Genomic DNA, 22,124 nt, shown 5'->3' with positions numbered 1-22,124 from the left:
TTTGTGCTGTTTACGGTCAATTTCGCCATAGAATTCAGAATAAAATAAAATCACATCATCGATAAAAACAGGGAGCGCTGAATTCTCGCCCCCTGCACTTTTTTTACCCCTCAGGCATCGCCGAAGAGTGATGGGTAGAGATTTTCCACTCTTTCCCATCCCATGCGTAAGTGAACGTATATCGTGCTGAAACGGTAGATTTATCGGCGAAGGTAAATGTGTAGGTACCGGTATCTATCGCCTTGTTGCACCCCAGACGAATAGTGCGAGTATCAATTTTTCCGGTAGGTTTCTTCGCCAGAAAATGCTCAAAATAATCAATGCGTTCAGCATCCGTTAAGCGGGCTTTATTGGATACCGTTGGCAGTAACACCGCATCGCTGAGATAGTTTTCTGAAACCGTCTTCGCGTTGCCCGTTTTTAACGATGCGTTCCACTTATCAAATAGCGCTTCGATTTGAGCGTTATCGACCTTCACGCAGTCAGGTGCCGACACCGCAAAAACCGGGCCAGACAGAAGGGTCAGTGAAGCAATAAGACCAAATAATTTCTTCATTTTAATCAATCCATTCGTGGTCGTATGGCAATGCTGAACCATTGATAACCAGGCTATAAAAATCGCATGGCATGTCATTATCAATGGGAATCATCAACATACGCTGTGTGTGAAAATAAAGAATCCGTGAGGGAAAGGGTATTCAATACGAAGGAGTTATAAGCGATTTTTGTGTTATCGCCACGGGTAGAGACTGTTCAACTTCCTGGTTAATTATAGTTCAGTGATTATTGCTGAAGCATGACTTTCAGTATTTTTGCCCGTATCCAGTACGGGCATTTTAGATGATGCTCCCCTCATATCACGTACTCACCTTGCGCAAAGACAGCCGCCAGCAGCAATTACTCTGTTAAGACGAGACTGTTTACCTGGCCCAACTGCCCTCGCCCGTTCCAGACATGCTGTATTTATTACGGGCCTCATGGGCCATGAGAATGCATAAAGGGTTCATACCGTGTACTCTGCCGGGATAAGCGCGATTGACGATGGTCAGACTGAATTTCTGAATCTGCGTCTCGGTGGATACAGCAATCCCCCCGCCAGCCCCGAGTGGCAAAAGCGTATTAGCTAACTTATTGAGCGTCCGGTGATTTGTTATGAAGAAGCTGTTTGTGCAGTTTTACCTGTTGCTGTTCGTCTGCTTTCTGGTGATGACCCTGCTGGTCGGTTTGGTATATAAATTCACCGCAGAGCGCGCCGGCAGGCAGTCGCTCGATGATTTAATGAAAAGCTCCCTGTATTTGATGCGCAGTGAGCTTCGCGAGATCCCCCCCCATGAGTGGGGGAAGACGCTGAAAGAGATGGATTTAAACCTCTCGTTTGATCTGCGCGTGGAGCCACTGAATAAATACCATCTGGATGCCCCTACCCAGCAGCGTCTGCGCGAGGGCGATATTGTGGCGCTCGACGACCAGTACACCTTTATTCAGCGTATTCCTCGCAGCCATTATGTCCTTGCCGTCGGCCCGGTTCCCTATCTCTATTTTCTGCATCAAATGCGCTTGCTGGACGTCGCGCTGATGGCGTTCATCGCCATTTCGCTGGCCTTCCCGGTGCTTATCTGGATGCGTCCGCACTGGAAGGAGATGTTGAGGCTGGAAGCGGCGGCGCAACGTTTTGGTGAAGGACACCTGAGTGAACGACTACATTTTGACAGCGGTTCCAGTTTTGAGCGGCTCGGCGTGGCGTTCAACCAAATGGCGGACAATATCAATGCGCTCATTGCCAGCAAAAAACAGCTGATTGATGGCATCGCCCATGAGCTGCGCACACCGCTGGTGCGTTTACGCTACCGGCTGGAGATGAGCGATAACCTCAGCGAACAGGAATCCCAGGCGCTGAATCGTGATATTAGCCAGTTGGAAGCGCTCATCGAAGAGTTACTCACCTACGCACGACTCGACCGGCCACAGAATGAGTTAAACCTCACGGAACCAAACCTACCGGTATGGCTCACCACCCATCTGGACGATGTACAAAGCGTTAATCCTGACCGCACGGTGCGCCTGCGCCATCTAACCTCCGGTGATTACGGTGCGCTGGATATGCGCCTGATGGAGCGCGTCCTGGATAATTTGCTCAACAACGCCCTGCGCTACTGCCAGTCTACGGTTCACGCCAGTCTGCTGCTACAGGGTAATCAAGCGATGCTGGTCGTCGAAGACGATGGCCCCGGCATTCCACCTGACGCCCGTGCGCAAGTTTTTGAACCGTTTGTTCGTCTCGATCCCAGCCGCGACCGGGCCACCGGCGGCTGCGGACTCGGGCTGGCCATCGTCCACTCGATTGCGCAGGCCATGGGCGGTACGGTGATGTGTGACGAAAGCGAGCTCGGCGGCGCGCGTTTCACCTTTAGCTGGCCCCTCTGGCATAACATTCCTGAATTTTCCGCTGCCTGACCCCTACGGCTCGGTGGTCAGGTAACGTTGGGTGTGCTATAAAAAAGTATGTTGTAACTAAAATGGTAACTCTATGACTCGTTACGATCTCGTTGAACGTCTGAACAGCACTTTTCGCCAGATGGAACAAGAACTGGCGCAATTCACTGAAAATCTGCAGCAGCACACGCTACTGATTGCCCGTGTGTTCTCCTTGCCAGAAATCGCAAAAGAGTCGGAGCACGCCCCGCTGGAGGCCATCGACGTTAAACAACATTTAGGTAAAGAAGCTCAAAGTCTGGCGCTGCGCCACTATCGCCACCTGTTTATTCAGCAGCAGTCCGAGAATCGCAGCAGCAAAGCTGCCGTGCGCCTACCCGGCGTGTTGTGCTATCAGGTCGACAGCCCTTCTCAGGCGACGCTGGAAGCGCAAATTCAGCGTATCAACCAGTTGAAAACAACCTTTGAGCATATTGTGACGGTGGATTCAGGTCTGCCACCCGCCGCACGTTTCGAATGGGTGCATCGCCATTTACCAGGACTCATCACCCTCAATGCTTATCGAACGCTGACGGTGGTCAGAGAACCTGCGACCCTGCGATTCGGTTGGGCCAATAAACACATTATTAAAAACCTGAAACGCGATGAGGTACTGGAACAACTGGAAAAGAGCCTGAATTCACCGCGCAGCGTACATCCATGGACGCGCGAAGAGTGGCAGGCCCGTCTGGAGCGCGAGTATCAGGACATTGCCGCCCTGCCGCAACAGGCGAAACTGAAGATAAAAAGACCGGTGAAAGTCCAGCCCATCGCCCGCGTCTGGTACAAAGGGCAGCAAAAGCAAGTGCAATATGCATGTCCGACACCGCTGATTGCACTGATTAATAACGATAATGGTATGAGTGTGCCGGACATCGGCGAGTTGCTGAATTACGATGCCGACAACGTGCAACACCGTTTCAAACCGCAGGCGCAACCGCTGAGGTTGATTATTCCCCGGCTGCACCTGTATGTGGCAGATTAACGTCCCGGTCGCATACTTCCAACCATCAGTTCCGGGCGCACCCAACTGTCGAACTCAGCTTCGCTAAGGTAGCCCAGCGCCAGCGCCGAGGCTTTTAACGTCAGCCCCTCTTTGTGGGCCTTTTTGGCGATCTCCGCGGCTTTATCGTACCCAATATGGGTATTCAGGGCAGTCACCAGCATCAGGGATTCATTGAGCAACTGGTCAATGCGCTCGCGATTGGGCTCAATGCCGGTCGCGCAGTGCGCATTGAAGCTTTCCATACCATCTGCCAGCAGACGAACTGATTGCAGGAAATTATGGATAACCATCGGTCGGTAGACGTTAAGCTCAAAATTACCGGAGGCTCCACCAATGTTGATAGCCACATCGTTGCCCATTACCTGACAGCACAGCATAGTTAAGGCTTCACATTGTGTGGGGTTGACCTTACCAGGCATGATGGAGCTGCCTGGCTCGTTTTCAGGAATCGCTATCTCGCCGATACCACAGCGCGGACCAGATGCCAGCCAGCGCACATCGTTGGCAATTTTCATTAACGATGCAGCCAGACCTTTCAGTGCACCATGGGCATGTACCAGCGCATCACAGGTGGCCAGCGCTTCGAATTTATTCGGCGCGGTGACAAACGGTGCACAGGTGATCACTCTCAGTTCATCCGCGACCCGGCGAGCATATTCAGGATGTGTATTCAGTCCGGTGCCGACGGCCGTTCCTCCCAAAGCCAGTTCGGCCACATGCGGCAGGCTGTTTTCTATGTGCTTCAGGTTATGTTCCAGCATCGCCACCCAGCCAGAAATTTCCTGACCCAGCGTCAACGGTGTAGCGTCCTGCAAATGCGTACGGCCAATTTTGACAATATCTGCAAAGGCGTGGGATTTTTTACTCAGTGTTTCAATTAAAACATTCAATTGTGGAATAAGTGACTTACGCAGAGCCAGCAGTGCGGCAACGTGCATCGCCGTGGGGAATACGTCATTTGAACTTTGGCTTTTATTGACGTCATCGTTGGGGTGTATTTTACGTTCCATCCCCCGCACGCCGCCCAGCAGTTCGCTGGCCCGGTTCGCCAGCACCTCGTTCATGTTCATATTGCTTTGCGTACCGGAACCGGTCTGCCAGATAGCCAGCGGAAACTCATCAGCGTGTTTATCAGCCAGCACTTCATCTGCCGCCTGCATGATGGCGTTCGCTTTTTCTGCCGCCAGCAGCCCGAGGTCCTGATTTACCTTCGCGGCGGCACGTTTAGTGAGCGCCAGCGCGTGGATCAGCGAGACCGGCATTTTCTCCGTAGAGATACGAAAATGCTCCAGCGATCGTTGGGTTTGTGCGCCCCAGAGTTTATCGGCCGGAACCTCAATCGCCCCCATTGAATCATTTTCGCGGCGTACCGTTACCATGACCTGCTCCTTATATTAACAATTGATTAGGTTATGTTTCGACATTGCCCATTTGCCATTGGTCTTATGAGTATTGACGAGGATGGAACCCTCGTTTGGTGGTTCGTGCGGTAAAAAAAACCGCCCCAAGGGGCGGCTGACGTTACTTAACGCAGCGTGCGCACTGCGACGTCTGAATCTGTTGGAAGAAATCGTTACCTTTGTCATCCACCAGGATAAACGCCGGGAAATCTTCCACTTCAATTTTCCAGATGGCTTCCATCCCCAGTTCCGGGTATTCCACACATTCCAGGCTCTTGATACTGCCTTGCGCCAGCACTGCCGCAGGACCGCCGATGCTACCTAAATAGAAGCCACCGTGTTTATGGCAGGCGTCAGTAACCTGCTGGCTGCGGTTGCCTTTTGCCAGCATGATCATGCTGCCACCCGCAGACTGCAGTTGATCAACGTATGAATCCATGCGCCCGGCGGTGGTTGGGCCCAGCGAACCCGAAGCATAACCTTCCGGCGTTTTCGCCGGACCCGCGTAATAGATTGGATGATCTTTAACATACTGCGGCAAACTTTCGCCGTTATCCAGACGCTCTTTCAGTTTTGCATGCGCTATATCACGTCCGACGATGATTGTGCCATTCAGTGACAGACGCGTGGAAACAGGATACTGCGACAACTGTGCCAGAATCTCTTTCATCGGGCGGTTAAGATCGACGCGCACCGCTTCGCCTTCACCGGCCTGACGCAACGCTTCCGGGATGTACTTGCCGGGATTATTTTCCAGCTTCTCAATCCAGATCCCCTGGCGGTTGATCTTGGCTTTAATATTACGATCCGCTGAACAGGAGACGCCCATGCCAACCGGGCATGACGCACCGTGGCGCGGCAGGCGGATCACGCGAATATCGTGGGCAAAGTATTTCCCGCCGAACTGCGCGCCCAGTCCAAGGTTTTGCGCTTCAATCAACAGCTCTTTTTCCAGCCCGACATCGCGGAACGCCTGACCATGCTCATTACCTTCAGTCGGCAATTCATCATAATATTTTGCCGACGCCAGCTTAACGGTTTTCAGCGTTGCTTCTGCCGAGGTTCCACCAATCACAAAAGCAATGTGATACGGCGGACAGGCTGCGGTTCCCAGCGTACGCATTTTCTCGACCAGATAATTTTTCAATTTACCCGGCGTGAGCAGCGCTTTGGTTTCCTGATACAGATAGGTTTTATTCGCCGATCCCCCACCTTTGGCGATGCAGAGGAATTTGTACTCGTCACCGTCCACGGTATACAGGTCTATCTGCGCAGGCAGGTTGGTCCCGGTGTTTACCTCGTTATACATATCCAGCGCGGCGTTTTGCGAATAGCGCAGGTTATCTTCGATATAAGTGTTATACACCCCACGCGCCAGAGCGGCTTCATCACCCCCGCCGGTCCAGACACGTTGCCCTTTTTTACCGACAATAATCGCCGTACCGGTGTCCTGGCAGGTCGGTAACACGCCTTTCGCCGCGATGTCGGAGTTACGCAGGAATTGCAGGGCCACATATTTGTCGTTTTCGCTGGCATCCGGGTCGCGAAGAATATCCGCAACCTGCTGCTGATGCGCCGGACGCAGCATAAATGAGGCATCATGAAATGCCTGGCGGGCAAGGAGGGTTAAGGCTTGCGGATCAACTTTAATGATTTCGTGGCCTTCAAATTCGGAAACGGAAACATGGTCGCTGGTCAACAGATAGTATTCGGTATCATCCTTTTTGAGGGGGAAAGGATGCTGATAATGAAAGGGTTTGTTTGACATTGTGCTCTCACTTACTGCTCGGTCTGGTTATTCTCTGGGCAGATGTTCCATTGCCCTGCTTCCCTGTCGCGGGTCCGGTTGTGCCAGCAACGGCCTTTGTGCAACCAGAATTGCTCAGGGTATTAAAAGCGAGTCACCATATCCTACACAATTTTTTAACAAAAACTGAGACAAGTACGACTTTTTACATGCGCAGGTTACTTCCCCGTGGGTTTCTTGGTTTAATAGTCAGAGATAATTCCACATTGAAACAGGGCTTGATAATGCAAAAACTCATCAACTCAGTGCAGAACTATGCCTGGGGAAGCAAAACTGCCTTAACGGAACTTTATGGCATTGAAAATCCGACCCAGCAACCGATGGCAGAGCTGTGGATGGGTGCCCATCCGAAAAGCAGTTCTCGGGTTCAGAACGCCGACGGCCAGACGGTTTCCCTGCGTGACGTGATCGAGCACGATAAGTCAGCACTGTTAGGTGATGCCGTAGCACAACGCTTTGGTGAACTGCCTTTCCTGTTTAAAGTGCTCTGCGCTGCCCAGCCTCTTTCGATTCAGGTCCACCCGAACAAACACAATTCTGAGGTTGGCTTTGCCAAAGAAAACGCCGCAGGGATCCCAATGGACGCCGCCGAGCGTAATTACAAAGATCCTAATCACAAGCCCGAACTGGTGTTTGCCCTGACGCCTTTCCTGGCGATGAATGCGTTTCGCGAGTTCTCCGAGATTGTGGCGCTGCTACAGCCAGTGTCTGGCGCGCATCCGGCCATTGCTCACTTCCTGCAGGAACCCAACGCCGAGCGCCTGAGCCACCTTTTCGCCAGCTTGTTGAATATGCAGGGCGAAGAGAAATCGCGTGCGTTGGCCGTACTGAAATCTGCCCTTAACAGCCAACAGGGTGAGCCGTGGCAAACTATCCGTCTGATAGCGGATGTCTATCCGGATGATAGCGGCCTGTTCTCTCCGCTGCTGCTCAATGTGGTGAAGCTGAATCCAGGCGAGGCGATGTTCTTGTTTGCCGAAACCCCACACGCCTACTTGCAAGGTGTGGCGCTCGAGGTCATGGCCAACTCCGATAACGTACTGCGCGCCGGACTGACGCCGAAATACATCGATATTCCAGAGCTGGTCGCCAACGTTCAGTTTGTCGCTAAACCGGCGAATCAACTGCTGACAACCCCAGTCAAAACAGAGAGTGAACTGGATTTCCCAATCCCGGTTGACGATTTCGCTTTCTCCCTGCATGTACTGTCTGCCCGTGAAGCCACTATCAGCCAGCACAGCGCCGCCATTTTGTTCTGCGTTGAGGGCGAAGCCGTGCTGAGCAAGGGCGAGCAACGCTTGGTACTGAAAGCAGGTGAATCGGCATTTATCAGCGCCAATGAGTCGCCGGTGAACGTCAGCGGCACCGGTCGTTTAGCGCGGGTTTATAACAAGCTGTAGCAAGATACTGATATTTTTAACAACTCTTGCTAAGCTAGTAGAGAGTTAAAGACATGTCACCCCTCCAGGCGTCTTCAAACGCCTGGATTTATTTTATGGATATCGAAATGAAAAAAACGCTGGTAGCTGCGGGTGTGGTGGTTGCACTGGGAATCGTCTGGACGGGCGGTGCATGGTTCACGGGAAAGAAACTGGAAACCCATCTTGCTGAGATGGTGACGCAGGCAAACGATCAGCTCAAACGCCTCTCGCCCGAGGCAGGCATTGAGCTGAGTTATGAGAACTACCAGCGCGGCGTGTTCAGCAGCCAGCTGCAACTGGTGGTAAAACCTGTTGCCGGTCAGGAAAATGCCTGGCTGAAGCCAGGGCAAAGCATCATTTTGGATGAATCCGTCGATCATGGCCCTTTCCCGCTAGCCCAGCTTAAGTCATTCAACCTGGTACCCGCGATGGCCGCAGTGAAAACCACGCTGGTGAATAATGACGTCACCAAACCGTTATTTGACATTGCCAAGGGTGAGTCACCTTTCATCATCAATTCCCGCGTGGGCTATAGCGGCGATACCCGCTCTGACATATCTCTCAAGCCGCTGAGTTACGAAAAAGGCGATGAGAAAGTAGCCTTTAGCGGAGGCGAATTCCAGCTCAGCGCCGACAAAGACGGTAACGCGGTTTCCCTGACCGGTGAAGCGCAAAGCGGCGTGGTCAATGCGGTTAACGAGTACGATCAAAAAGTACAAGTTACCTTTAATAATCTGAAGACGGATGGCTCAAGCTCGGTTGCCAGCTTTGGTGAGCGTATTGGCGATCAGAAATTGTCCCTTGATAAGCTGTCTATTTCCGTCGAAGGCAAAGAGTTGGCGGTGCTGGAAGGCATGGGCATCGACGGTAAATCAGACCTGGTTAACGAGGGTAAAACCGTCAACAGCCAGCTGGATTACACGATCAACAGCCTGAAATTGCAGGGTCAAGATTTGGGTAGCGGTAAGCTGACGCTGAAAGTAGGCCAGATTGATGGCGAAGCATTACATCAGTTCAGCCAGCAGTATAGTGCCCAAACCAAAGCATTGATGTCACAGATTGACGTAGTGCAAAACCCGGAGCTGTATCAGCAGAAAGTGACCGAAGCGTTCTTCAGTGCTCTGCCTGTTCTGATGAAGGGTGAGCCGGTTATTACCGTTGCGCCACTGAGCTGGAAAAATGCCAAGGGTGAGACCAGCTTTAATCTGTCCCTGTTCCTGAAAGACCCGAATGCGAACCAGGAAGAACCAAAAACGCTGGCCCAGGAAGTGGATCGCTCGGTGAAATCACTGGACGCGAAGCTGGCGATCCCGATGGATATGGCAACTGAGTTCATGACCCAGATTGCCAAACTGGAAGGGTATCAGCAGGAAGAAGCGGCAGGTATGGCGAAACAGCAGGTCAATGGTCTTGCTGCGATGGGTCAAATGTTCCGCATCACGACGGTACAGGACAACACCATCGGCTCCAGCCTGCAGTACGCAAACGGTCAGGTGACGCTCAACGGCCAAAAAATGCCGCTGGATGAGTTTGTCGGCATGTTTGGTATGCCAACACTTTCCGCACCAGATGCCCCGGCCATGCCGCAGCCGTAATTTCCATCTGCGTAATGTCCGCTACAGCCCGATAAAGCGATTTATCGGGCTTTTTTACCTCTGGCGCATTACTTTTGCGTCACCAGTCTGGCGGATAACGTCAGATTGCGCGAATGCCCCTCATCACTGCTGATTCGCTGGAGTACGCGTTCAGCCAGTGTATATCCCATTTCACGCGCGGGCGTGCTGACCCAAATAATCGGTAAATCATCCAGAGCGTTCTCTGCCACATCGGCAAAGGCGGCTAGCGAGATCTGCTGTTCAAAATAACGGTCAACGCCAATTTCACCACTCTGTCGCCCTGCTTTCATCAGGCCAAACCAAGCCCCAACGGCGATAGTTTCGTTATAGCATACCACCGCACTGATGGTCGGGTTATGCCGTAGTAGCGCCGTCACGGCGTCTGCGGCCTGCTTCTGGCTTGAGGCGCACTCCAGTACCCAATCGCTGTGAAAAGGCAGTCCAAATTTAAGCAGCGTGGCGCAATATCCCCCCACGCGTTCTGCACGGGTCAGAGAGGAGCTCTGTCCCCCTAACCAGGCGATTCGTTGATGACCATGCCCGACAAGATGCTCAACTAACAGCTGCGCAGCCTGCATATTGTCGGGTCTGACGGTGTCAGCATCATCCAGATAACTGGCGCGTGAAGCAAACACTACCGGAATACCCTTTTCACCGGCCAACTGCCGTAACGCGTCGCTGCTGCCCGCGGCTCCGGCGATCACCACCCCGTCAACGCCCTGATTGAGTAACATCGAGAAACGCTGGGCCAGCTGTTCGCCGTCCTTACCGCCATGCAGTAAAAATACCATCCGCCCCTGAGCTTCTAAGGCTTCCGTCAGTCCTGCCGTCAGTTCGGCATAAAACGGCGTCGAGAGATCGCGAACGATTAACCCAATAACCCCACTCTGCCCGCCACGCAGCGCCGATGCCTGGCGGTTACGTACGAACCCCAGTTGTTCGATGGCAGCATTGACCCGTTCTCCGGTCGCTGATGAGATACGCCCTTTGCCGCTAAGAACCAATGAGACGGTACTGACTGAGACACCGGCCGCCAGCGCTACATCATGAATGGTTATTTTTTTGGCTATAGCCATAAAACCAGAAAGCTCCCTGATAACGTGATGGATAAAACGTTTTATCAATCATCCGTATTTATACGCCCTATTATCCTTCGATAATGTGATTTGTAACGCACTAAAATTAGGTAAAACGTTTTATCTTCTCGCCATCATTCGTTGGTCGATTTTTTACAAGGAGTCGTTAGATGACGACGAGAACCACACCAAAAGTCACGTTATGGGAATTTTTCCAGCAGTTGGGCAAAACCTTTATGTTGCCCGTAGCACTGCTCTCGTTTTGCGGGATCATGCTGGGGATCGGCAGCTCATTAAGCAGCCATGATGTCATTACGCTGATCCCCGCGTTGGGGAACCCGATGTTGCAGGCGCTGTTTACCTGGATGAGCAAAGTCGGATCCTTCGCATTTAGTTTTCTGCCGGTGATGTTTTGTATCGCTATCCCGCTTGGCCTGGCGCGCGAAAATAAAGGCGTTGCGGCCTTTGCCGGTTTTGTCGGCTATGCGGTGATGAACCTGGCCGTCAACTTTTGGTTAACGGCCAAGGGAATATTGCCCACCACGGATGCGGCGATCCTCAAAGCCAACAACGTGCAAAACATTCTGGGGATCCAGTCGATCGACACTGGGATCCTCGGTGCGGTAATCGCCGGGATCATTGTCTGGATGCTGCATGAACGTTTCCACAACATTCGCCTGCCGGATGCGCTGGCGTTCTTCGGTGGCACCCGTTTTGTGCCGATCATCTCGTCGGTAGTGATGGGACTGGTCGGGCTGGTCATTCCGCTGATTTGGCCGTTCTTCGCCATGGGTATCACTGGCTTGGGTAACATCATCAATAGCGCCGGTGATTTTGGTCCGATGCTGTTTGGTACCGGTGAACGTCTGCTGTTGCCGTTTGGCCTGCATCACATTCTGGTGGCCTTAATTCGCTTCACTGAAGCTGGCGGTACGCAGGAGGTGTGTGGTCATAGCGTTAGCGGCGCGCTGACTATTTTCCAGGCCCAATTGAGCTGCCCTACCACTCAGGGCTTCTCTGAAAGTGCCACGCGTTTCCTGTCCCAGGGCAAAATGCCGGCGTTCCTCGGCGGTTTACCGGGCGCTGCGTTAGCGATGTACCACTGTGCTCGCCCTGAAAATCGTCACAAAATTAAGGGATTATTAATCTCCGGCCTGATCGCCTGCGTGATTGGCGGTACCACCGAACCTCTGGAGTTCTTATTCCTGTTCGTCGCACCAGTGCTGTACGTTATTCACGCACTGTTGACCGGGCTGGGCTTCACTATCATGGCTGTGCTTGGCGTCACCATCGGCAATACCGATGGCAACCTGATTGACTTCGTGGTGTTTGGCATCCTGCACGGGTTGTCCACCAAGTGGTATCTGGTACCGGTTGTCGCTGCTATCTGGTTCGCGGTGTACTACGTCATCTTCCGCTTCGCCATCACCCGCTTTAATCTGAAAACACCGGGTCGTGATGTCGAAATTGCCAGCAATATTGAGAAAGTCATGGCAGGAACGCCGGGCAAATCAGGCTATAACGTCCCGGCTATTCTGGCGGCGCTGGGTGGCGCTGAGAATATCGTCAGCCTGGATAATTGCATTACCCGCTTGCGTCTTTCCGTGAAAGATATGTCGCTTGTGAACGTGCAGGCGCTGAAGGATAATCGCGCAATTGGCGTCGTTCAACTCAATCAGCATAACTTGCAGGTCGTCATCGGTCCGCAGGTCCAGTCGGTGAAGGACGAAATGACGGTTCTGATGAATACCGTACAGGCATAAGGGCAACAATATGTTTGATTTTTCAACTGAAGTGGACAGGCACGGTACCTGGTGCACCCAATGGGATTATGTCGCCGATCGGTTTGGTTCGGCCGACCTGCTACCATTCACCATCTCAGATATGGATTTTGCCACCGCACCATGCATTCTCCAGGCGCTGACGCAGCGCCTGTCACACGGTGTGTTGGGCTACAGTCGCTGGAAAAATGATGATTTTTTGGCGGCAATTAGCCATTGGTTCCTGACCCGCCATAACACCCAAATCGATCCGCAATCTGTAGTTTATGGCCCCTCCGTCATCTATATGGTGTCGGAGCTGATCCGCCAGTGGTCGTCAACGGGTGACGCGGTGGTTATCCATACTCCAGCTTACGATGCGTTTTACAACGCCATCAAAGGCAACCAGCGTACAGTGCACCCTGTTGCACTGGAGAAACGTGCGCACGGCTGGTATTGCGATATGGCTAAGCTGGAAGAAACCCTCTCGCGGCCTGAAAGCAAAATTCTTCTGCTCTGTAGTCCGCAGAATCCGACCGGCAAGGTCTGGACCCGAGATGAACTGGAAACCATGGCCAGCATGTGTCAACGGCACGGCGTGAAGGTCATTTCCGACGAAATTCATATGGACATGGTATGGGATCAACAACCTCATATCCCATGGAGTCAGGTTGCTCGAGGCGACTGGGCGCTGCTCACATCCGGCTCCAAGAGTTTTAATATTCCGGCGTTAACCGGGGCTTACGGGATCGTTGAAGACGCCGATAGCCGTAACCACTACCTTGCGGCGCTAAAAGGCCGAGATGGCCTTTCCTCACCTGCCGTACTGGCGCTTACCGCGCATATTGCTGCTTATCAGCACGGCGCCCCATGGTTGGATGCGTTACGCGATTATCTGGCCGCTAATCTGCACTATGTCGCACATGAGCTTAATGCTGCGTTCCCTGAGTTAAACTGGCAGATCCCACAATCAACTTATCTGGCATGGATTGACCTGCATCCGCTCAATATTGATGATCATGCGTTGCAGGATGTACTCATCCATCAGCAAAAAGTCGCGATTATGCCGGGATATACCTATGGTGAAGAAGGCCGCGGCTTTGTCCGTCTGAATGCCGGGTGTCCGCGTGCAAAACTGGAAAAAGGTGTGAATGGGTTAATAAACGCTATTCGTTCGCTACGCTGACTGTATTTGCGCAATGAGCCTTTTCATTGCGCAAATTTTACCTGCTGGGGAACCCGCCTTCTTTGTTACTCTCTCACCATTGCACAATAGGGCAATGTGAGAAAAAACAGTATTTTTCAGCTAACCGTGTATAGTGGGCTTCCACTCAAATCAGGAAGAGCCTATGTCTGAACGTAAAAATGTGAAATCCCGCCGTAATTTTCTTATCAAATGTCCTTGCCCTAACTGCACCGCGCATTCTGAACACAGTTTTTCTCGCGTACAAAAAGGTGCCATGTTGATTTGCCCGCAGTGCAATAAACTATTCCAGGCCGATACCAAACTCGTCGCGTAAACTGCTATTCAGATAACCGCTGCTCAAAACAATTATCATGAATTGCGGTTATCACAGCATAAATCATCACTCCGAATCTCATGACATCTGTCATCTATAACTTCAGCAAATATCACGCCTAAATTAGGCTATTACAAAGCGAATACCTACTTTCTGGATGGTTTTAGCGGATGATGTTTCTGTTGTATAATGGTGCGCACTTTTACTAAAAACAAAGAGTGCGACCATGATTGATAAATCCCTCCCCTTAACCGACATCCATCGTCACCTTGATGGCAACATTCGTGCGCAAACTATTCTCGATCTTGGCCGTCAGTTCAATTTAACGCTTCCCGCTCAAACGCTGGAGACGCTGATCCCGCACGTGCAGGTCACCTCGACAGAACCGGATTTAGTCAGTTTTTTGTCGAAGCTTGACTGGGGCGTGAAGGTACTGGCCTCACTGGATGCCTGCCGCCGCGTGGCCTTTGAAAATATTGAAGATGCCGCCCGTAACGGGCTGCACTATGTGGAACTGCGCTTTTCGCCCGGCTATATGGCGATGGCGCATCAACTCCCCGTCGCGGGCGTGGTTGAAGCAGTGATTGCGGGCGTGCGTGAAGGCTGCAAGACTTTTGGCGTGGAAGCGCGCTTAATTGGCATTATGAGCCGTACTTTTGGCGAAGCCGCTTGCCTGCAGGAACTGGATGCGCTGTTAGCACACCGTGACCACATTACCGCACTGGACCTGGCGGGCGATGAACTGGGTTTCCCAGGCAGTCTGTTCCTGTCTCATTTTAATCGGGCGCGCGATGCAGGCTGGCACATTACCGTGCACGCTGGTGAAGCAGCAGGCCCTGAAAGCATCTGGCAGGCCATCCGAGAACTGGGTGCCGAACGTATTGGTCATGGCGTCAAAGCCGTAGAAGATCCTGCGTTAATGGATTTTCTTGCCGAGCAGCGAATTGGCATCGAATCCTGCCTGACCTCCAACATCCAGACCAGCACCGTTGCTTCATTGGCAGCGCATCCGCTGAAGACGTTCCTCGAACAAGGTGTGTTGGCCAGTCTAAACACCGACGATCCCGCGGTTCAGGGCGTGGATATTATTCACGAATATACTGTTGCTGCTCCAGCTGCAGGGTTGAGCCGCGAACAGATCCGTCAGGCGCAAATCAATGGTCTGGAAATGGCGTTTTTGAGTACTGAAGAGAAACGTGCGTTGCGTGAGAAAGTCGCAGCGGCATAACGATGATAGTGCCGGATGGCGCTAACGCTTATCCGGCATTTCCGTAATCAGGCAAGACACAACGTAGAACGGTGTTTTGCCGATTCAATACCCAGCTCAATCAGTTCCATAATTTGAATGGCCTGTCGTGCTGGAACCGGGTTTTCACCATTGCCGTTCAGTGCATCACGGATACCCGCATAATAAGCCGGATAGTTACCTGGCACGGTTAACCAGGTCTCTTCCACACGTTCTTCGCCTTCGACCCGCGTCAGCACGCCATCGCGCATGTCGTAACCCCAGTCTTCCTGCGGCAAACGTTCACCATTTTTTAAACGTTCTTCCTGCGGATCAAGACCGTATTTCACATAGCTCCCACGCGAACCGTGCACGATGTAGCGTGCCGACTCGGCGGCAGCCAGCATGGTGCCGTGCAGAACCACCCGACGCTGAGGGTAAGTCAAAATAGCGTGGAAATAATCTGTCGATTGTGCGCCAGGACGTAACTGTGCAAGGTCCACCGTCAGGCTGACAGGCAAACCAAACAGGTTAATGGCCTGATCCAACAGATGCGGCGCTAAATCGTACCAGATACCGCTTCCTGGACCGCCCTGTTCACGCCAGCGGTCGCGGACCTGCGGACGGAAACGATCGAAGTGGGATTCAAAGTAAGCGACTTCACCCAACACTCCGTCTGCCAGCAGGGCTTTCAGCGTCAAGAAATCACTGTCCCAGCGGCGGTTATGGAAAACAGACAGCACACGACCCAGGCTACGCGCCAACGCATCCAGCTCGCGAGCTTGTGACAGTGTCACGGTAAATGGCTTATCAACAACCACGTGTTTACCCGCTTCCAGCGCTGCTTTAGCGAGCGGGAAATGCGTGTCATTCGGCGTGGGGATCACAATCAGGTCGATGCTGGGATCGTTAAACAGATGCTTAGGCTCACTCACCACCGTAACAGAAGGCCAGTCCGCCTTCACTTTTGCTTCGTCACTACTGGATACCGCGGCCAGCTCCAGCCCCGGGGTGCCCACAATCAGAGGGGCATGGAAAGTTTTGCTGGCATAGCCATAGCCAATCAGCCCAACGCGGATGTTGTCACTCATGTTATTGCCTCTCAATTCAGGACCGACCTATTTCACACCATACATCGCAACGTCACAACAGTTTAATAACCTTTGCAGGGAAAAGGTTGTTTCTTAACTTAAGTCAAACATATGCCACTTAGTGATAACTTGCTGCGAAAAAGTCGTCGAAATCGTTCCCAATGCTCTTGCCGTCTTACTTATTGATAAGTAACATTTGCCTCCTGTGTTTAAGGATAAATCAAAGCAAATGTCGTCAGTAATGAATCGTCTTATTGAGTTAACAGGTTGGATTGTTCTCGCGGTTTCCGTCATCCTTTTAGGTATTGCCACGCATATCGACAACTACCAGCCACCAGAACCAACGGCTTCGGTGCATGCGGTGCAGAAAAAATAACCCACGGCCTCCTTTTTTAACCCAGCAGTCATGCTGGGTTAGGTTGTAACAGCGTCATTTCTATCAAAAATAGCGAATTGTGCAGTCCCCCACCTTGGCACTTATTGCCTGCGATAGCGAAGCGCGTTACCCTTTGACCTGGTGCTCAGCGTGCCTGCGTATCTATCAGTACGAACACTCTTATTTGTATCTTTGCACACCCTGCGTTTTTATCTGTGCAACCTTGTTTATTTTTTAATATTAACTACTCCGTTGGTGTTATTTTCTTAATATGGATCTCCACATATGACTGTTCAGGATTACTTATTAAAATTCCGCAAAATCAATTCCCTCGAAAGCCTGGAAAAACTGTTCGATCATCTTAACTACACGCTCACCGACGATCGCGACATTATCAATATGTATCGCGCGGCGGATCACCGCCGGGCGGAGCTTATCTCCGGGGGACGCCTGTTTGATATCGGCCAGGTGCCAAAATCCGTCTGGCATTATGTGCAATAAATAAGAAAGTAGCGCTCATCGTTAAAAGCTTTATAATAATCGCCCCAAAATGAATGGCATGTTTGTTTGCACGCGTAAATCTGGAGAAGAGATGACGACGACACCGGCACAACGTATCGGAGGCTGGCTACTTGGGCCACTGGCCTGGCTGTTAGTGGCGTTGTTGAGCGCTTCGCTGGCGATCCTGTTGTATGTAACTGCGCTGGCAACTCCGCAGACGTTTCAGACGCTCGGCGAACAAAGCTCCGCTAATTTACTGTTATGGGGCGTTTCCTTTATTACCGCTATCGCCATGTGGTACTACACGCTGTGGCTGACTATCGCGTTTTTCAAACGCCGACGCTGTGTACCCAAGCACTACATTTTATGGTTACTGATCTCTGTGTTACTGGCTATTAAAGCCTTTGCGTTTTCACCTGTTCCGGATGCCTTTGCCGTCCGCCAGTTACTGTTCCCGTTGTTGGCTGCTGCATTGCTGGTGCCCTATTTCAAGCGTTCGCAGCGCGTGAAATCGACGTTTGTGAACCCGTAATAACCCTACAGTTAACCTGTTGTCGCCTGTTGTAGATTGTCAGATAATAGGCGGCTTTTTTATTTCAGGCCGAAAAATGACTGATTACCTGCTGCTGTTTGTCGGAACTGTACTGGTCAATAACTTTGTACTGGTCAAGTTTCTGGGTCTCTGCCCGTTTATGGGCGTTTCCAAAAAACTGGAAACGGCGATGGGCATGGGCCTCGCCACGACCTTTGTAATGACGCTGGCATCGATTTGCGCATGGCTGATTGACACCTGGATCCTCATCCCGCTCGATCTCATCTACCTGCGTACGCTGGCGTTTATCTTAGTCATCGCCGTGGTCGTGCAATTTACCGAAATGGTGGTGCGCAAAACGAGTCCTGCGCTGTATCGCCTGCTGGGGATCTTCTTACCGTTGATCACCACTAACTGTGCGGTACTGGGCGTCGCGTTGTTGAATATCAACCTCGGTCATAACTTTTTACAGTCGGCACTGTACGGTTTTTCCGCTGCCGTCGGCTTCTCGCTGGTGATGGTACTGTTCGCCGCCATTCGCGAGCGCCTCGCCGTGGCTGATGTTCCGGCACCTTTTCGCGGTAATGCGATTGCGCTGATTACCGCCGGTTTAATGTCATTGGCCTTTATGGGCTTTAGTGGTTTGGTGAAGCTGTAATGAATGCTATCTGGATTGCCGTTGCTGCAGTGAGTCTACTGGGTCTGGCATTCGGCGCTGTTTTAGGCTATGCCTCCCGACGTTTTGCCGTTGAGGACGACCCGGTCGTTGAAAAAATCGATGAGATCCTTCCGCAAAGTCAATGTGGCCAGTGCGGTTACCCTGGCTGTCGCCCGTATGCGGAAGCGATTGGCTGCCAGGGCGAAAAAATCAATCGCTGCGCCCCCGGCGGTGAAGCGGTGATGCTAAAAATTGCGACGCTGCTGAACGTCGATCCGCAGCCTATTGATGGCGATGAACAGGACGTTACGCCGGTGAGAATGCTGGCGGTCATTGATGAAAATAACTGTATTGGCTGTACAAAGTGCATTCAGGCCTGCCCGGTTGATGCCATCGTCGGCGCGACGCGTGCAATGCACACAGTCATGAGCGATCTCTGTACCGGATGCAACTTGTGCGTTGATCCCTGCCCGACTCAGTGTATTGAATTACGTCCGGTTGCCGAAACGCCTGATAGCTGGAAGTGGGATTTGAACACTATCCCCGTGCGCATCATTCCCGTGGAACAACATGTTTAAGCTATTCTCTGCATTCAGAAAAAACAAAATTTGGGACTTCGAAGGCGGCATTCATCCGCCCGAAATGAAAACCCAGTCAAACGGCACGCCGCTGCGACAAGTACCACTGCCGCCGCGTCTGGTGATTCCGCTCAAACAGCATATTGGTGCTGAGGGTGAGCTGTGCGTAAACGTCGGTGACCACGTCCTGCGCGGTCAGGCGCTGACGCGTGGACGAGGTAAAATGCTGCCAGTGCACGCGCCAACCTCCGGCACCGTTGTGGCCATTGCTCCTCACTCCACTGCGCACCCTTCAGCATTGGCCGAGCTCAGCGTCATAATCGATGCTGATGGCGAAGATCGCTGGATTGAGCGTGAAGGCTGGGCTGACTATCGCTCCCGCAGCCGAGAAGAGCTTATTGCCCGTATTCATCAGTTCGGCGTTGCCGGACTGGGCGGTGCTGGTTTCCCTACTGGCGTAAAACTGCAGGGCGGCGGCGATAAAATTGAAACATTGATCATCAACGCTGCGGAATGTGAACCCTACATTACCGCTGACGATCGCCTGATGCAGGATTGTGCAGCTCAGGTGGTGGAAGGCATCCGCATTCTGGCCCACATTCTTCAACCGCGCGAGATCCTGTTGGGGATTGAAGATAACAAACCGCAAGCGATATCAATGCTGCGCGCGGTGCTGGCGGACTCACATGATATCAGCCTGCGCGTTATCCCAACCAAATATCCTTCCGGCGGCGCGAAGCAGTTGACCCAAATTCTGACCGGAAAACAGGTCCCACACGGTGGACGCTCCTCAGATATCGGCGTCCTGATGCAAAACGTCGGTACGGCCTATGCTATCAAACGCGCCGTGATCGACGGGGAACCGATCACCGAACGCGTCGTAACGCTGACCGGCGAAGCCGTCAGCCGTCCGGGCAACGTCTGGGCACGTTTAGGCACGCCTGTTCGCCACCTGCTTGATGACGCAGGTTTTTGCCCTTCCGCAGAGCAAATGGTCATCATGGGCGGCCCGCTAATGGGCTTCACTCTCCCCTGGCTTGATGTCCCCGTAGTGAAGATCACCAACTGCCTGCTGGCGCCATCTGCCAGTGAAATGGGTGAACAGCAGGAAGAAAAAGGCTGCATTCGCTGTAGCGCCTGCGCCGACGCCTGCCCGGCCGATCTCCTGCCTCAGCAGCTTTACTGGTTCAGTAAAGGACATCAGCACGACAAAGCAATCGGTCACAATATCGCTGACTGCATTGAATGCGGTGCCTGTGCGTGGGTATGTCCCAGCAATATTCCGCTGGTGCAGTATTTCCGTCAGGAAAAAGCTGAGATTTACGCCATAAGCCAGGAAGAAAAACGCGCCGCAGAGGCAAAAGCACGATTCGAAGCCAGACAGGCACGCCTGGAGCGTGAAAAAGCTGCGCGTCTTGAACGTCATAAAAGCGCCGCCGTTCAGCCTGCCGCGAAGGACAACGATGCCATTGCTGCCGCGCTTGCACGGGTGAAAGAGAAACAAGCTCAGGCTTTACAACCGATTGTTATTCAGGCTGGAGAGAAACCGGATAATAGTGCCGCCATTGCCGCCAGAGAAGCGCGGAAAGCACAGGCCCGGGCCAAACAGGCGGAAAATGTGCCTGCTACCGACAGCACCACCGATACCGATCCGCGCAAAGCCGCGGTAGAAGCGGCTATTGCCCGTGCCAAAGCACGCAAGCTTGAGCAGCAACAGGCCGTCGCCGAGACTGCCGAACCAGTTGACCCGCGCAAAGCCGCGGTAGAAGCGGCTATTGCCCGCGCTAAAGCACGCAAACTTGAGCAGCAGCAGGCCGTCGCCGAGACTGCCGAACCAGTTGACCCGCGCAAAGCCGCGGTAGAAGCGGCTATTGCCCGCGCTAAAGCACGCAAACTTGAGCAGCAGCAGGTCGTCGCCGAGACCACCGAACCGGTTGATCCACGCAAAGCCGCCGTTGCGGCCGCTATTGCACGCGCTCAGGCTAAAAAGGCCGCCCAGCAGCAGGTTGTTAACGAGGAATAAATGGTATTCAGAATCGCAAGCTCTCCCTATACCCATAACCAGCGCCAGACATCGCGTATTATGCTGCTGGTGTTAATTGCCGCGTTACCGGGGATTGCCGCTCAGCTTTGGTTTTTTGGTTGGGGCACGTTGGTACAGATTTTTCTCGCTGCCATCAGCGCCATTGCCGCTGAAGCAGGCGTATTGAAACTGCGTAAACAGCCGGTCGTCGCTATTTTAAAAGACAACTCCGCCTTGCTCACCGGGCTACTGCTTGCCGTCAGCCTTCCGCCGCTGGCCCCCTGGTGGATGGTGGTCCTGGGCACCGTATTTGCCGTGATCATTGCCAAGCAACTGTATGGCGGCCTCGGGCAAAACCCGTTTAACCCGGCGATGATCGGCTATGTGGTTCTGCTTATCTCCTTCCCGGTGCAGATGACAAGCTGGCTTCCCCCGCATGAAATTGCGGCCACGGTACCGGGATTTGTTGACGCCATTAACGTCATTTTTACCGGACATACCTCAAGCGGCGGTGATATGAACACCTTACGCATGGGTATCGATGGCATTAGCCAGGCGACGCCGCTTGATACGTTCAAGACATCGTTGCACGCCGGACGCACTGTAGAACAGGTTATGCAGTACCCCATTTACAGCGGGATACTTGCAGGCGCAGGCTGGCAGTGGGTAAACCTGGCCTGGCTGGCGGGCGGCGTCATGCTATTGTGGAAAAACGCTATTCGCTGGCATATTCCGGTCAGTTTCCTGCTGTCGCTCGCTATCTGTGCGACATTAGGCTGGCTTTTCTCTCCCGAGTCGCTGGCGTCACCACAGTTGCACCTGCTCTCTGGCGCAACCATGCTCGGTGCGTTCTTTATTCTTACCGATCCCGTTACGGCATCGACAACCAATCGCGGTCGGCTGATTTTTGGTGCACTTGCCGGTCTGTTGGTATGGCTGATTCGCAGTTTTGGTGGGTATCCGGATGGCGTGGCCTTTGCGGTATTGTTGGCAAATATCACGGTCCCGTTGATTGATTATTACACCCGCCCTCGCGTGTACGGACATCGCTAAGGACACCCT

Annotated in this window: 20 protein-coding genes; 15 read left to right on the top strand and 5 right to left on the bottom strand. The window is 52.7% G+C overall.

What is annotated here, in order from left to right:
* Positions 1-103: 103 nt before the first annotated feature.
* Complete coding sequence (locus tag FDW98_RS11120; protein ID WP_096757119.1) at positions 104-556, bottom strand: SgcJ/EcaC family oxidoreductase; 453 nt, start codon at positions 554-556, stop codon at positions 104-106.
* Positions 557-1,152: 596 nt separating this feature from the next.
* Here FDW98_RS11120 and rstB point away from each other — a divergent pair.
* Positions 1,153-2,454, top strand: a complete 1,302-nt coding sequence (gene rstB / locus FDW98_RS11115; protein WP_096757120.1) for a two-component system sensor histidine kinase RstB — start codon at positions 1,153-1,155, stop codon at positions 2,452-2,454.
* A 73-nt stretch (positions 2,455-2,527) separates the two neighbouring features.
* Positions 2,528-3,457, top strand: a complete 930-nt coding sequence (gene tus, locus FDW98_RS11110) for a DNA replication terminus site-binding protein (RefSeq protein WP_096757121.1) — start codon at positions 2,528-2,530, stop codon at positions 3,455-3,457.
* On the opposite strand, the gene fumC is transcribed toward tus, so the two are convergent.
* Both fumC and fumB read right to left on the bottom strand, forming a co-directional pair.
* Complete coding sequence (fumC, locus tag FDW98_RS11105) at positions 3,454-4,857, bottom strand: class II fumarate hydratase (protein WP_096757122.1); 1,404 nt, start codon at positions 4,855-4,857, stop codon at positions 3,454-3,456. The genes tus and fumC overlap by 4 nt on opposite strands.
* 142 nt (positions 4,858-4,999) lie before the next feature.
* Positions 5,000-6,646, bottom strand: a complete 1,647-nt coding sequence (fumB, locus tag FDW98_RS11100; RefSeq protein WP_096757123.1) for a class I fumarate hydratase — start codon at positions 6,644-6,646, stop codon at positions 5,000-5,002.
* 263 nt (positions 6,647-6,909) lie between these two features.
* On the opposite strand from fumB, the gene manA reads away from it, so the two are divergent.
* Positions 6,910-8,085: a mannose-6-phosphate isomerase gene (gene manA / locus FDW98_RS11095; RefSeq protein ID WP_096757124.1), complete on the top strand. Its 1,176-nt coding sequence runs from the start codon at positions 6,910-6,912 to the stop codon at positions 8,083-8,085.
* 107 nt (positions 8,086-8,192) lie between these two features.
* Positions 8,193-9,701, top strand: coding sequence for a YdgA family protein (locus tag FDW98_RS11090; protein WP_096759404.1), 1,509 nt, complete (start codon positions 8,193-8,195; stop codon positions 9,699-9,701).
* A gap of 68 nt (positions 9,702-9,769) precedes the next feature.
* On the opposite strand, the gene FDW98_RS11085 is transcribed toward FDW98_RS11090, so the two are convergent.
* Positions 9,770-10,798 (bottom strand): Mal regulon transcriptional regulator MalI, encoded by a 1,029-nt coding sequence (locus tag FDW98_RS11085; RefSeq protein WP_096757125.1) that lies wholly within the window; start codon positions 10,796-10,798, stop codon positions 9,770-9,772.
* 170 nt (positions 10,799-10,968) lie between these two features.
* Here FDW98_RS11085 and malX point away from each other — a divergent pair, with 170 nt between their 5' ends.
* The 4 genes from malX to add all read left to right on the top strand — a co-directional run bounded on the left by malX (position 10,969) and on the right by add (position 15,306).
* Complete coding sequence (malX, locus tag FDW98_RS11080; protein WP_096757126.1) at positions 10,969-12,561, top strand: maltose/glucose-specific PTS transporter subunit IIBC; 1,593 nt, start codon at positions 10,969-10,971, stop codon at positions 12,559-12,561.
* A gap of 10 nt (positions 12,562-12,571) precedes the next feature.
* On the top strand, positions 12,572-13,744 hold the full coding sequence (locus FDW98_RS11075) for a MalY/PatB family protein (protein ID WP_096757127.1): 1,173 nt from the start codon (positions 12,572-12,574) through the stop codon (positions 13,742-13,744).
* 163 nt (positions 13,745-13,907) lie between these two features.
* Positions 13,908-14,078, top strand: coding sequence for a YnfU family zinc-binding protein (locus FDW98_RS23500; protein WP_164496619.1), 171 nt, complete (start codon positions 13,908-13,910; stop codon positions 14,076-14,078).
* A 226-nt stretch (positions 14,079-14,304) separates the two neighbouring features.
* Positions 14,305-15,306, top strand: a complete 1,002-nt coding sequence (add, locus tag FDW98_RS11070) for an adenosine deaminase (protein ID WP_096757128.1) — start codon at positions 14,305-14,307, stop codon at positions 15,304-15,306.
* 47 nt (positions 15,307-15,353) lie between these two features.
* Here add and FDW98_RS11065 read toward each other — a convergent pair whose 3' ends face one another.
* On the bottom strand, positions 15,354-16,394 hold the full coding sequence (locus tag FDW98_RS11065; protein WP_096757129.1) for an oxidoreductase: 1,041 nt from the start codon (positions 16,392-16,394) through the stop codon (positions 15,354-15,356).
* 241 nt (positions 16,395-16,635) lie between these two features.
* Between FDW98_RS11065 and blr the strand changes: the two genes are divergently transcribed.
* The 7 genes from blr (at position 16,636) to rsxD (ending at position 22,115) form a co-directional block, all read left to right on the top strand.
* Entirely contained in the window at positions 16,636-16,770 is a 135-nt protein-coding gene (gene blr, locus FDW98_RS11060; RefSeq protein ID WP_096757130.1) for a division septum protein Blr, read from the top strand.
* Positions 16,771-17,055: 285 nt separating this feature from the next.
* Complete coding sequence (gene ydgT, locus FDW98_RS11055) at positions 17,056-17,271, top strand: transcription modulator YdgT (RefSeq protein ID WP_096757131.1); 216 nt, start codon at positions 17,056-17,058, stop codon at positions 17,269-17,271.
* 91 nt (positions 17,272-17,362) lie between these two features.
* Complete coding sequence (locus tag FDW98_RS11050) at positions 17,363-17,803, top strand: DUF2569 domain-containing protein (protein ID WP_096757132.1); 441 nt, start codon at positions 17,363-17,365, stop codon at positions 17,801-17,803.
* Between the two features lie 76 nt (positions 17,804-17,879).
* Entirely contained in the window at positions 17,880-18,461 is a 582-nt protein-coding gene (gene rsxA / locus FDW98_RS11045; protein WP_005121199.1) for an electron transport complex subunit RsxA, read from the top strand.
* On the top strand, positions 18,461-19,039 hold the full coding sequence (rsxB, locus tag FDW98_RS11040; protein WP_096757133.1) for an electron transport complex subunit RsxB: 579 nt from the start codon (positions 18,461-18,463) through the stop codon (positions 19,037-19,039). The genes rsxA and rsxB overlap by 1 nt, the downstream gene beginning before the upstream one ends.
* A complete protein-coding gene (gene rsxC, locus FDW98_RS11035; RefSeq protein WP_137398850.1) occupies positions 19,032-21,062 on the top strand; it encodes an electron transport complex subunit RsxC in 2,031 nt (676 codons plus the stop codon). Before rsxB ends, rsxC begins: the two co-directional genes overlap by 8 nt.
* Positions 21,063-22,115, top strand: a complete 1,053-nt coding sequence (gene rsxD / locus FDW98_RS11030; RefSeq protein ID WP_096757135.1) for an electron transport complex subunit RsxD — start codon at positions 21,063-21,065, stop codon at positions 22,113-22,115.
* The last annotated feature ends 9 nt before the right edge of the window (positions 22,116-22,124 follow it).

The sequence above is a fragment of the Citrobacter sp. wls711 genome (assembly GCF_005281055.1).
Taxonomy (GTDB): domain Bacteria; phylum Pseudomonadota; class Gammaproteobacteria; order Enterobacterales; family Enterobacteriaceae; genus Citrobacter; species Citrobacter gillenii.
The sequence above is the reverse complement of the archived record's forward strand: the minus strand, read 5'-3'. Positions and strand labels throughout refer to the sequence as shown.

Excerpts from the sequence above, each read along its gene's own strand:
- fumC (WP_096757122.1), bottom strand. The coding sequence starts at position 4,857 with ATGGTAACGGTACGCCGCGAAAATGATTCAATGGGGGCGATTGAGGTT.
- rstB (WP_096757120.1), top strand. The coding sequence starts at position 1,153 with ATGAAGAAGCTGTTTGTGCAGTTTTACCTGTTGCTGTTCGTCTGCTTT.
- manA (WP_096757124.1), top strand. The coding sequence starts at position 6,910 with ATGCAAAAACTCATCAACTCAGTGCAGAACTATGCCTGGGGAAGCAAA.
- FDW98_RS11120 (WP_096757119.1), bottom strand. The coding sequence starts at position 556 with ATGAAGAAATTATTTGGTCTTATTGCTTCACTGACCCTTCTGTCTGGC.
- add (WP_096757128.1), top strand. The coding sequence starts at position 14,305 with ATGATTGATAAATCCCTCCCCTTAACCGACATCCATCGTCACCTTGAT.
- malX (WP_096757126.1), top strand. The coding sequence starts at position 10,969 with ATGACGACGAGAACCACACCAAAAGTCACGTTATGGGAATTTTTCCAG.
- FDW98_RS11085 (WP_096757125.1), bottom strand. The coding sequence starts at position 10,798 with ATGGCTATAGCCAAAAAAATAACCATTCATGATGTAGCGCTGGCGGCC.
- ydgT (WP_096757131.1), top strand. The coding sequence starts at position 17,056 with ATGACTGTTCAGGATTACTTATTAAAATTCCGCAAAATCAATTCCCTC.
- rsxC (WP_137398850.1), top strand. The coding sequence starts at position 19,032 with ATGTTTAAGCTATTCTCTGCATTCAGAAAAAACAAAATTTGGGACTTC.
- rsxA (WP_005121199.1), top strand. The coding sequence starts at position 17,880 with ATGACTGATTACCTGCTGCTGTTTGTCGGAACTGTACTGGTCAATAAC.
- FDW98_RS11075 (WP_096757127.1), top strand. The coding sequence starts at position 12,572 with ATGTTTGATTTTTCAACTGAAGTGGACAGGCACGGTACCTGGTGCACC.
- fumB (WP_096757123.1), bottom strand. The coding sequence starts at position 6,646 with ATGTCAAACAAACCCTTTCATTATCAGCATCCTTTCCCCCTCAAAAAG.
- rsxB (WP_096757133.1), top strand. The coding sequence starts at position 18,461 with ATGAATGCTATCTGGATTGCCGTTGCTGCAGTGAGTCTACTGGGTCTG.
- FDW98_RS11065 (WP_096757129.1), bottom strand. The coding sequence starts at position 16,394 with ATGAGTGACAACATCCGCGTTGGGCTGATTGGCTATGGCTATGCCAGC.
- FDW98_RS23500 (WP_164496619.1), top strand. The coding sequence starts at position 13,908 with ATGTCTGAACGTAAAAATGTGAAATCCCGCCGTAATTTTCTTATCAAA.
- blr (WP_096757130.1), top strand. The coding sequence starts at position 16,636 with ATGAATCGTCTTATTGAGTTAACAGGTTGGATTGTTCTCGCGGTTTCC.
- FDW98_RS11050 (WP_096757132.1), top strand. The coding sequence starts at position 17,363 with ATGACGACGACACCGGCACAACGTATCGGAGGCTGGCTACTTGGGCCA.
- rsxD (WP_096757135.1), top strand. The coding sequence starts at position 21,063 with ATGGTATTCAGAATCGCAAGCTCTCCCTATACCCATAACCAGCGCCAG.
- tus (WP_096757121.1), top strand. The coding sequence starts at position 2,528 with ATGACTCGTTACGATCTCGTTGAACGTCTGAACAGCACTTTTCGCCAG.
- FDW98_RS11090 (WP_096759404.1), top strand. The coding sequence starts at position 8,193 with ATGAAAAAAACGCTGGTAGCTGCGGGTGTGGTGGTTGCACTGGGAATC.